The organism is Streptomyces alkaliterrae, from assembly GCF_007097205.2.
GTDB lineage: Bacteria > Actinomycetota > Actinomycetes > Streptomycetales > Streptomycetaceae > Streptomyces > Streptomyces alkaliterrae.
In genome coordinates this window covers 1-10,558 of sequence record NZ_VJYK02000194.1, presented here as the reverse complement: position 1 = coordinate 10,558, position 10,558 = coordinate 1, and the positions used below count along the sequence as shown (strand labels likewise).

Genomic DNA, 10,558 nt, shown 5'->3' with positions numbered 1-10,558 from the left:
ATAAGAGACAGCCCTGGTGATCCGCCGCAGCTGCGGCGGATCACCAGGGCGGAGGGGAACTGGCGGAGGCGGTCGCGGCGGGTGCCGGAGACACGGAGGCCGTCGTCGAGGAGGAGGTCGACGGCGGCCCGCGCCATCGCGGGGCGGTCGGAGGCGACGGTGGTGAGGGGCGGGTCGGTCAGAGCCGCTTCCTTGACGTCGTCGAAGCCGGCGACGGCCAGCTCGCCGGGGACGTCGACGCGCAGCTCGCGGGCGGCGCGGAGGACGCCGATGGCCTGGTCGTCGGTCGCGCAGACGATGGCCGGGGGGCGGTCGGGGCCGGCGAGCAGGTCGAGGGCGACCTTGTAGGCGTCGTAGCGGTTGTAGGGGGCCTGGAAGAGGCGGCCCTCGGTGGAGCGTCCGGCTTCGCGCATCGCGCGGCGCCAGCCCTCGACGTGGTCGGTGACCGGGTCTCCGATGACCGGGGTCTCGTCGACGCCGCCGAGGCAGGCGACGTATTCGTGGCCGTGTTCGAGGAGGTGGCGGGTGGCGAGGTGGGCGCCGCCGATGTCGTCGGTGACGACGGCGACGTCGTCCATCGCGTCGGGGCGGCGGTGCAGCAGTACGACTCGCGCGTCCCAGGCGTCGATCTCGGCGGCGGCGCGCTCGCTGGGGCCCTGGCTGACGAGGATGAGTCCGGCGACCCGCATGCCGAGGAAGGCGCGCAGGTAGTGGACCTCGCGGTCGTCGAGGTAGTCGCTGTTGCCGACGAGGACCATCTTGCCGCGTTCGGCCGCGGCCTGTTCGACGGCGTGGGCCATCTCGCCGAAGAAGGGCTGCCGGGCGTCCGGGACGATCATGCCTATCAGGTCTGTGCGGCGGGAGGCCATCGCCTGGGCGACCCGGTCGGGCCGGTAACCGAGCTCCTTGATCGCCGCCAGGACCCGCTCCCTGGTGGCAGGTGCCACCGGCCGCGGGCCGTCGTTGATGACATAGCTGACCACCGCGGTCGAGGTACCCGCCAGTCTTGCCACGTCGTCCCGCGTCACCTTCGCCACGTCGGGCAGTCTACGCGTGGTGACCTCCGTATGACTGCCCCGCGCGGTGTGATCGTCGTTCCGCGCGGGGCGGGCGTCAGCGGTTGCGTGCGGCGGTGTCCCTGGTGCTCGGCCTGCCGGAGGCGGCCTCCTGGGCGACCTTCTCGGCGGCCTTGGTGACCGCCTTCTCCTCGGCCTCCGCCTTGCGCTGCTCGGCGGTCTTCTCCGGCTTCTCCGGCGAGACGAAGCGGTAGCCGACGTTGCGGACGGTGCCGATCAGCGACTCGTACTCGGGGCCGAGCTTGGCCCGCAGCCGCCGTACGTGCACGTCCACGGTGCGGGTGCCGCCGAAGTAGTCGTAGCCCCAGACCTCCTGGAGGAGCTGGGCGCGGGTGAAGACCCGGCCCGGGTGCTGGGCGAGGTACTTCAGCAGCTCGAACTCCTTGAAGGTCAGGTCCAGGACCCGGCCCTTGAGCTTGGCGCTGTAGGTGGCCTCGTCGACGGACAGGTCGCCGTTGCGGATCTCCATCGGGCTGTCGTCGCTCACCTGCTGGCGGCCGGTGGCCAGCCGCAGCCGGGCTTCGACCTCGGCGGGCCCGGCGGTGTCGAGGATGACGTCGTCGACGCCCCACTCGGCGGTCACGGCGGCCAGTCCGCCCTCGGTGACGATCAGTATCAGCGGGCAGCCGGGGCCGGTGGAGCGCAGCAGCTGGCACAGGGAGCGGACCTGCGGCAGGTCGCGGCGGCCGTCGACGAGGACGACGTCGGCGCCGGGGGTGTTGACGAGCGCGGGCCCCTCGGCCGGGGCGACCCGGACGTTGTGGAGGAGGAGTCCGAGAGCGGGCAGTACTTCGGTCGACGGCTGGAGCGCGTTGGTCAGGAGGAGTAGCGAGCTCATGACGGTGAGTCCTTCCTCGGTCCCGTCGAGGACGTGGAGTCGGCTCGGGCGCAGGGACGCGTCGTCGCGGCCACCGGCCTGAAAGCGCGAAAGGACCCGGAGGCGTCGCTGCCCGGATCCTTCTTAGTCCAGCACCCTAGCGCGGATGGCGCCCGCGCACAGCGGGACGTATCTCACGCTCCCCCCTGTCAGAGCCCGCGAAACGCCGTCTGAACTGGGGATTCCCCGGATGCCAAAAGAGGGGGGCGCACGGATGCACTGTCCGCCATACGGACACGTCATGATGGGGGCGGCACATCACACGGCTGGGAGAGAGATCGATGCCCGCACAGGGGACCATCCGCTACTGGGCCGCGGCGAAGGCCGCCGCCGGGGTGGCGGAGGAGGCCTATGACGCCGCCACCCTCGCCGACGCGCTCGCGCGGGCCAGGGAGCGGCACGCCGCACGGCCCGAGTTCGCCCGGGTACTGCTGCGCTGCTCGTTCCTGGTGAACGGCGACCCGGTCGGCACCCGCGCCCCGGAGTCGGTGACGCTCACCGACGGCGGCACGGTCGAGGTGCTTCCGCCGTTCGCCGGGGGCGCCCGGTGAGCGAGCGACGACGCAAAGCTGCGGGACCGGACCGCACCCCGGCAGACCAGGACCGCACGGGCGGCGGCTCGGGCGGCGGCACCCGGGGGCGGAGACGCCGGGGAGCCTCTTCACCCTATCGAGGGATCCCAGGCCATCCCGATCACCGCACGGGTGATCCGATCATCCCGCCGGGCCTGCAGCCCGCGGCGCTGACGGCGGCCCTGGCGCTGCTGCTCGCGGGCACCGCGCAGCTCGGCCGGCCCGCGCTGACCGTCGCGGTGGTGCTGCTCCAGGCGGTGACGGCGGCCGGCTGGTACCGCCTCAACGGCATGTGGCCGGCCCGGCAGGGCATCGCGCTGGCCTTCCTGGCCGGTGCGACGGCGGACGTGCTGCTCCTCGTGGCGCCGCGCGACCAGGCCGCGACGGCCGTGGTCGGCGGTCTCGGCATCTGGATACTGCTGGTCCTCGTCCTCCAGCTGCGCAACCACTCGGGTCCGGACGAGCGTCTGTACGCCTTGACGGCCGCCGTCGGCGCGACCGTGGTCACCGTACTGGCGGCCGGCTATCTGGCCGCCGAACCGGTGAGTACGGACGCGGTGGTCGTCGGCGCGTTCGCGGTCGCGGCGGCCGTGCTGGCGAGGGCGCTGCCCCTGCCGGGGCCGCTGTCGCTGCCGGTGGCGCTGCTCGCCGGGGCCGGCGCGGGTGTCGCGGGCGGCGGGCTGACGGGCCTCGGCACCCCGGCGGTGCTGGTCGGCGCGGTGGCCGGCGGCTGCGCGCTGGTGGGGCTGCGGGTCGCCAGTTACGACTGGCCGTCGCGTTTTGTCCATATGACGGCGGGGGTGGCACTGCCGCTGGCGCTGGCCGCTCCGGCAGTCTACGTGCTGGGCCGCGCGGTCGGCTGACCTGCGGGCGGACGCGTCGGGCCTGACCGGCAGGGCGCGTCGGCCTGGCCGGTGGCCACGTCGGCCGGTACGGCGGGCGGGCGCGTCGGCCGGCTCCGGGGCGGGCGGTGCGGTCACGTTAGGATCACGGACCGGTCCACGGGGGGCCGGCCCGGCGGACGCCCGTCCCGGCTTCCGCCGTCGAGGACCTGTTCACGAGGGGGAAGCGAAAGGCATGCGAGCACTTCGGATCACGCTGATCGTGCTGCTGGTCCTGGCCGGGCTGTTCACCGGCGCGGACCGGCTGGCGGTCAAGCTGGTCGAGGACCGGCTGGAGGACCGGCTGGCGGCGTCGCAGAACGCCTCCGGCGCCGAGGTGAGCATCAAGGGCTTCCCCTTCCTCACGCAGGTGGCGGCCAAGAGACTGGACGCCGTCGACGCGAGGCTCACCGGCCTGACCGCGCGGTCAGGTGAACAGGCGCTGCGGGTCAACGAGTTCGAAATCCAGGCCCGGGACATCAGCGTCAGCGGCGACTTCAACTCGGCCGTCGCCACGTCGGCGACCGGCACCGCGCACCTGACCTACCAGGACCTGACCGAGGCCGCCGACGAGGGCGTCACCGTCGCCTACGCCGGCGGGACGGCGGAGGGCGAGGCGAAGGTGCGGGTGACCGGCAAGGTGACCGTGCCGCTGCTGAACCAGCAGCTCGAACGCTCCACGACCAGCACGATCACCGTCGAGGAGGGCGACACGCTGCGGCTGCGCGCCGACGCAATTCCGGGCGCGAACGTGCCGGGGCTTGAGGACCTGGTCCGCAACAAGATCGACTACACCCGGCAGATCGACGGTCTGCCCGCCGGGGTCTCGCTGACCTCGGTCACCGCCGACAAGGACGGCGTGGACCTGCACTTCACCGGCCAGGACGTCAGCGTCACCGGCTGACCCGCGGGAAGCCGCGGACGGGAAGCCGCGGCCCCGGTCGTCCCGACCGCGCGGGCACGGCTGTACGGGGTACGGCGGCCACTCCCCCGAGACATGGCCGCCGTACCCCGCGTCCGAGCGCCGTCGCCCGACCGGCCTGCGGCGGGTGCGGTCGGGACGACGGCCCGCTCGGCGGCCCGGCTCCCGAAGGACCCGGGACGCCGACCGGCTGGTGGGGGGGGACCCACAGCTCCGGGCCGGGTGGCGGGAGACGTTTCCGCCGCGCGGTGGCCGGAGCCGGGGACCACTCTCCGGCAGCCGGGCGGCCCCGCGGTACCTCAGAGGTGTGAGGGTCCACCGGCGGGCGTGGCTCGGTAGCGTGTGGCCGGTGGCCTCGACAGCTCCCGGTGGCCTCAACAGCTCACGGTCCACTGGTGGGAGTACGTCGGCACGTTCCCCTTCACGTCCATCCGCCGGCCGTTCTCCACACAACCGAGAGGATTCTTGAAGTCGATGTCCCGGAACCAGCCGACGTCCACGTAGGTCTCGCCGTCCTCGACGCCCTTGCCGTTGTTGAAGACGGAACGCACGGGCTGCGTCTCCGACCAGTGGCACTTGAGGTCGCCCTCGTTCCAGTCGGCGTCGTCCCCGTACCAGGCGCACATGTCGCCCTGGCCGCCCGGCTCGGGGAAGAAGCACACGTTGCCCTTCAGGCAGCGGTCGTAGCCGACGAGTTCGGTGGTGTCCTCGCGGAGCGCGGTGAGCAGTCCGACGGTGACGGTGACCGCCACGGCGGCCGCGCCGGCCGCGAACAGCGGGCGCGGGATGCGGCGGCGCGGACGCAGCCTGGGCAGGCGCGGCGACGGCTCGGTGCCGGCCGCCGCCTCGACCCGGCGCAGCAGCGACACGGTGTCGTGCCGGGCGCGCTCGGCGTGCGTGCGGGCCAGGCAGTCGGTGACGATCGGCCGCCATTCGGCGGGGAGTTCGGGCGACAGGCGCAGTTCCTCGGTGCCGCGCGCGTACCGTACGGCCGCGTCGCGGCGGGCGGAGGGCGTGCCGCCGGGGAACGGCATGGTGCCGGTGAGCGCGAGGTGGGCGAGCACGCCGAAGGCCCAGATGTCGGCCGTCGGTCTGATCTGGTGGCCGCGTTCGCCGAACTCCGCCCAGGCCAGCTCGGGCGGCGTGTAGTCGGGGGTGGAGAACGCCGGCGAGTAGCCGTGGGTGCCCTCCATCTCGACGGCGAGGTTGAAGTCGGCGAGCCGCACCGAGCCGGTGCCGGAGTCGCCGTCCGGGACGAGCAGGACGTTGGCCGGCTTGAGATCGCCGTGCACCCAGCCCGCCTGGTGCAGTTGGGCCAGCCCCTCGCAGATCTCGGCGAGCAGCCGGGCCGGTACGGGGCCGGGGCGCCGGTCGAGCAGCGTGTCGAGGGAGCCCTCGGCGCGTTCCAGGACGAGCACGGTGGCGCCGTCGAGTTCGGGCAGCTCGGGGTCGTCGACGGTCAGCACCTGGTGCATCCGCACCAGCCGGGGGTGCCGCAGCTTCTTCAGCAACTCCACTTCGCGGTCGGCGAGTTCACGCAGGTGGCGGAGTTGGCGCGGGGTTCGGGTGCCGGTGGGGAGGAACTTCAGCGCCGCGTCCTGGGGCAGGCCCTCGGGCACGTCCTCGCCCGCCGGGTCCGGGGCCGCGGCGAGGCGGGCGGCGTAGACGCTGCCGAACGCGCCGGAGGCCAGCGGCTCCCGGACCTCCCAGGGGCCGACGCGGTACCCGTTCGGAATCTCCAGGTCCATCAGTTCGTCCTTCCGTCGAGAAGCGCGAGGTCCTCCTCGCGGACGAGGTCGAAGCGGAGGGCCAGCGACACGACCGTCTCCTTCTTCCCGTTCAGTCGTGGGCCGCCCTCGGCGGCGTCCGGGCCCGGTTTGAGGCGCAGCTTCACGGCCAGGTAGTCGGTGTTCCACTGCACCGAGGTGCGGTTGACCGACGGCCACACCGGCCGCAGACGGCGCACGACCTGCTCCACGGTAGGCAGCGGCGCGTGCGCCTCGCCGCGCAGCCTGGCCTCGCAGAGCGCGGCGAGGACGAGGAAGTAGCGGGTGGAGCGGTCGAGCGGGAAGGCCGGGGCGGTGGCCCCGTCGTAGCCGTCGGCGTCCCGTTCCAGGTAGTCGTGGCGCGGCGCCCACACGTCGAAGCCGAGTAGTTCGCTCTCGGCCGGGATCACCACGCGGGCGAACTCGAACGGCACGGGTGCGTCCACCCGGCCCGGCGCGATCTTGACGTGTTCACCGGCGCCCTCCGGGTTCTCCACGACGTAGGTGTGGGCGCGGCTGGAGTTGGTGAGCGTCCAGAACGACCCGGTGGCGGTGATCGTGCCGGCGATCCGGGACACCCCTGGGTGCGGGATCGTCAGGCAGGGCGACGACCGGGTGCCGGGCGGCACGGCACGGCCGAAGGCGAGCGTCTGACCCGGTTCGAGTCTGAGCTGCCCGGAAGGGCCCGACTTGCCGTCGGGCACGACGATGACACTGAACATGTGTGTAGGTCCCCCTTGGTCCGGGCTGATTTTCCCCCGTGCACGGGCCCGGCGTGAAGCAGGGGGACGGCGGGTCGACACGGACGTCCGGATTCCGCCAGTGTCCGGGCCACTGTCGGTGCGGCGCCGGCCGCCTCCGCGCACGCCGCGCACCCGGGTCCGGACGGCGGTTGCCCCGCCCGGCCGGGACGGTGGATCATGGGCATGCTCGTGACAGCCAGCGGGTCTCGACGGGGGTGTGGGGCATGAAGGTGCGTGGGCCGGACGAGGGAGCGCGGCGGCTTGCTCGGTGAACTCCTCGACCGCTCGCCGCGGCACGTCGGCCCGTACCGGCTCCTCGCCCGGCTCGGCGCGGGCGCCATGGGCGAGGTCCACCTGGGCGCCGACACCCGGCCGGGTCCCGCCGGCGACGGACCGCGACTCGTCGCCGTGAAGACCGTACGGGCGGAGCTGGTCGGCGACCGGGAGCTTCGGGACCGCTTCCGCCGGGAGGTGGCGACGGTCCGGGCGGTGGACAGCCGCTTCACCGCCCGGCTGCTCGACGCGGACGTGGACGCCGCGGAACCCTGGCTGGCCGCCGAGTACGTCGCCGGCCCCACCCTGGGCCGCGCCGTCCGGGTGGCGGGACCGCTGCCCGCCGAGGCCGTACGGGGTCTGGGGCTCGGGCTGGTGCGGGCGCTGCGCGGCATCCATCACGCCCGGGTCCTGCACCGGGACCTGAAACCGGCGAACGTGCTGCTCGGCGCGGACGGGCCCAGGGTCATCGACTTCGGTATCGCCCGCGGCTTCGGTGCCAGCACGATGACGGCGACCGGTGTCATGGTCGGCTCGCCGGGCTTCATGTCGCCGGAACACGTGCGGGGCGGCCGCTCTGTCGTGGCCGCGTCGGACGTCTTCTGCCTCGCGTCGGTGCTGGCCTACGCGGCGACCGGGCGGTCCCCGTTCGGCGACGGCCCGGTCGCGGCCGTGCTCTACCGGATCTTGCGGGCCGAGGCGGACCTCGCGGACGTTCCGGACGGGCTGCGCGAGCTGATCGAGGACTGCCTGAGCCCGGACCCCTCCACCCGCCCCGACACCGCCGCGCTGGAGGCCCGCTTCCGGACGGCGGCGACGGACGAGGCCGACGCCGCCCCCTGGCCGCCGGAGGTGCGTGAACTGGTGGCCGAGGACGAGGCGGAACTCGCCCGGGTCGTGGCGGCCGCGGGGCCGCTCGCCCCTCCGGTGCCGACGATGCCGGGCGCCTCCCCCGTCCACAGCGCGGAGACGGTCACGGCGTCGCCGCGCGCGGCCGCCGAGACCGGCGATCAGCCCGCCGGGCCGCGCCGCCGCTCCGGCCGCCGAACCGCCGCGCTGGTGGTCGCCGCGGCGCTTGTCGTGGGCGCGGTCGGCGGCCTGGCGGCGAACGCGTTGCGGGAGAGCGGCGGTGAGCGGACCCCGGCCGCCTCCGGATCGCCGTCCCAGCCGTCCCGGTCGTCCCCGTCACCCTCCGCCCCGCCGAGGGCCGAGACGGGGGCGGGTGTCGACCGGCACGGCGTGGACCGCAGCCGCTACTTCCCCGTCGACGGCGGCAGCCGACCGGAGGGCTGGCGGCCGTGGTCGGCCAAGCTCGACGGGCGTCCGAGGGGCTGCGCGATGAACCGTGTGCTGCTGGTCTGCCGCACGTTCGACGGCGGGTTGGAAGCGGTCAGCAGCACGGACGGCAGACCGCTGTGGAAGGCCCCCTCCCCGGCGCCCGGCGAGCGGCCGGCCATGACCGGCGCACGCGGGGTGGTCATACCGGGGCGCGGCAGCAATCCGCTGCTCCACGGGGACACGGTCGTCTCCGCCGAGGGCGGCATGGTGCGCGGCCGGTCGACCGAGGACGGCACGGTCCGCTGGGAGCACGAGTCGGGCGCGGGCCGGGAGGCGGAGAACGTCAGGGACGCCATCCTGGGCGACGGCGTCGCGTTCTTCAGCCTGCAGGCGGGCGAGGGCGGCGCCCTGTACGCCTTCGACGCCGCCACGGGCAAACGGCTCTGGCGGCAGGACCTGAGCGCGCGGCACCTGCCGACGGCCGCGTTCGGGATGCACGGCGCGGAGGCCTTCGTGGAGGGCAGGGTGGTCGCCGGGACCAGCGGCGGCCTGACCGGCTTCGACGCCAGGAGCGGCAAACCGGCGCCGCTGGCGGTGCCCGGCGGCGGCGACTGCACGGCGGTCCGCGCGCACGGTGGCCACATCCTCTGCGACGTCGAGGGCGGGGACACGGTGACGCTCGACGCGGTCACGCTGCGGCCGGTCCCGCCCGGCGACCCGGCGGACGAGCCGCTGAAGGTGCCGGCGGAGAACGTGATCCCCGCCGGCAGCAGGCAGTACCGTCTGGAGCACACCGGCCGCGGAGTCGAACTCACCGATCTCGGGCCGGCGTCGGCGCGCACACCGCGCGTCGTCGGGGTACCGCCCCGCGAACTCGAGGACGCGGGCGAGGGCGAGGGCGGCAGCGGGTACAGCGCCTCGGACCCGGTGATCGTCGGTTCCACCGCGCTGTGCCTGGACAACCGCTACCTGTACACACTGCCGTTGCGGAACGGGGAGCGGGCGCGGCACGAGATCAAGGGCGCCCCCGGCAACCGCGGCACCAGCGGACTCGGCAGCGGCGGGTTCGACGACGCACAGAGCCAGGTCTGGGCGCCGGAGTTGCTCTCGCTCGGCGGCGCCCTCTTCCTGGTCTTCCACGACGGCACCGTCCGCTCGCTGGAACTCCCCGGCTGAGCCGCCGACCGCCCCTCCCCGACACGACTTGGAGCCACCCCGACTGTGTTGCGACCACTCGACGCACACGCCCCCCGAGACGTGGGCCCGTTCCGACTGCTCGGAGGCCTGGGCTCCGGCGGTATGGGCACGGTGTATCTCGCGGTGCCGCGGGGCGGCGGCCCTCACGACCTCGTCGCGCTGAAGACCGTCCGCCGGGAGCTGGAGTCGGAGGGCGACTTCAGGGTCCGGTTCCGGCGGGAGGCGGAGGCGGCGCGGGCGGTGCGCAGCCCCCACGTCTCCGCGCTGGTCGACTCCGACGCGACGGCCGAACGCCCGTGGCTGGCCACGCAGTACGTCGCAGGGCCCTCCCTCGACGAGGCGGTGTCCCGTCTGGGCCCGCTACCGGTGGACGTGGTGCGGGAGTTGGGCGCGGACCTGGCCCGCGGACTGGCCGCCGTGCACGGCTCGCGGCTGGTGCACCGCGATCTGAAACCGGGCAACGTCGTCCTCGGCGGCCCGGGTCCGCGACTCATCGACTTCGGTATCGCCCAGGCGTACGACGCGACGGTCCTCACCGCGACCGGCGTGATGGTCGGCTCTCCGGGCTTCATGTCCCCCGAACACGTCGCCGGAGACCGCTCGGTGACGGCGGCCTCGGACGTGTTCTGTCTGGGCGCCGTCCTGTGCTTCGCGGCGACCGGGCACGGGCCGTTCGACGACAGCGAACTCGCCGCGATCGTGCACCGGATCAGCCAGGGCCGGGCCGAACTCGCGGGGCTGCCGGACGAGTTGCGCGAGATCGTGTCCGACTGCCTGCGACAGGACCCCGCCGCCCGGCCGACCACCGGCGAACTGATCCGCGCGCTCGACCCCGCGACGGCCGCCGCCCGCCCCGGCGCGTCCCCGGCGCGTCGCGAGGGCCCCTTCCCCTGGCCGGACGGCGTCCGGCAGCTGATCCACACCCACGAGACCGCCGCCGGTAGGGCCCTGCTGGCGCCCCCGACGCCGGACA

Annotated in this window: 9 protein-coding genes; 5 read left to right on the top strand and 4 right to left on the bottom strand. The window is 74.3% G+C overall.

The annotated features are described in order from the left end of the window. Positions 1–1,037 (bottom strand): LacI family DNA-binding transcriptional regulator (locus FNX44_RS17825; protein ID WP_143649274.1); only part of this gene is annotated, 1,037 nt, incomplete at its 3' end. 76 nt (positions 1,038–1,113) lie between these two features. After that, complete coding sequence (locus FNX44_RS17820; protein ID WP_143649273.1) at positions 1,114–1,914, bottom strand: response regulator transcription factor; 801 nt, start codon at positions 1,912–1,914, stop codon at positions 1,114–1,116. Positions 1,915–2,234: 320 nt separating this feature from the next. Here FNX44_RS17820 and FNX44_RS17815 point away from each other — a divergent pair, with 320 nt between their 5' ends. The 3 genes from FNX44_RS17815 (at position 2,235) to FNX44_RS17805 (ending at position 4,310) form a co-directional block, all read left to right on the top strand. Then, entirely contained in the window at positions 2,235–2,504 is a 270-nt protein-coding gene (locus FNX44_RS17815) for a MoaD/ThiS family protein (protein ID WP_143649272.1), read from the top strand. Next, positions 2,501–3,388 (top strand): hypothetical protein, encoded by an 888-nt coding sequence (locus FNX44_RS17810; RefSeq protein WP_407699109.1) that lies wholly within the window; start codon positions 2,501–2,503, stop codon positions 3,386–3,388. Before FNX44_RS17815 ends, FNX44_RS17810 begins: the two co-directional genes overlap by 4 nt. Before the next feature lie 214 nt (positions 3,389–3,602). After that, positions 3,603–4,310 (top strand): LmeA family phospholipid-binding protein, encoded by a 708-nt coding sequence (locus tag FNX44_RS17805; RefSeq protein ID WP_143649271.1) that lies wholly within the window; start codon positions 3,603–3,605, stop codon positions 4,308–4,310. 392 nt (positions 4,311–4,702) lie between these two features. On the opposite strand, the gene FNX44_RS17800 is transcribed toward FNX44_RS17805, so the two are convergent. Continuing rightward, positions 4,703–6,076, bottom strand: a complete 1,374-nt coding sequence (locus FNX44_RS17800) for a serine/threonine-protein kinase (RefSeq protein ID WP_143649270.1) — start codon at positions 6,074–6,076, stop codon at positions 4,703–4,705. Next, entirely contained in the window at positions 6,076–6,816 is a 741-nt protein-coding gene (locus FNX44_RS17795) for an FHA domain-containing protein (protein WP_143649269.1), read from the bottom strand. Before FNX44_RS17795 ends, FNX44_RS17800 begins: the two co-directional genes overlap by 1 nt. A 282-nt stretch (positions 6,817–7,098) precedes the next feature. Between FNX44_RS17795 and FNX44_RS17790 the strand changes: the two genes are divergently transcribed. Beyond that, positions 7,099–9,564, top strand: coding sequence for a serine/threonine-protein kinase (locus FNX44_RS17790; protein ID WP_143649268.1), 2,466 nt, complete (start codon positions 7,099–7,101; stop codon positions 9,562–9,564). A gap of 123 nt (positions 9,565–9,687) precedes the next feature. After that, on the top strand, positions 9,688–10,558 hold an 871-nt coding region (locus FNX44_RS17785; protein ID WP_153507412.1), incomplete at its 3' end, for a serine/threonine-protein kinase.

Excerpts from the sequence above, each read along its gene's own strand:
- FNX44_RS17800 (WP_143649270.1), bottom strand. The coding sequence starts at position 6,076 with ATGGACCTGGAGATTCCGAACGGGTACCGCGTCGGCCCCTGGGAGGTC.
- FNX44_RS17815 (WP_143649272.1), top strand. The coding sequence starts at position 2,235 with ATGCCCGCACAGGGGACCATCCGCTACTGGGCCGCGGCGAAGGCCGCC.
- FNX44_RS17795 (WP_143649269.1), bottom strand. The coding sequence starts at position 6,816 with ATGTTCAGTGTCATCGTCGTGCCCGACGGCAAGTCGGGCCCTTCCGGG.
- FNX44_RS17820 (WP_143649273.1), bottom strand. The coding sequence starts at position 1,914 with ATGAGCTCGCTACTCCTCCTGACCAACGCGCTCCAGCCGTCGACCGAA.
- FNX44_RS17805 (WP_143649271.1), top strand. The coding sequence starts at position 3,603 with ATGCGAGCACTTCGGATCACGCTGATCGTGCTGCTGGTCCTGGCCGGG.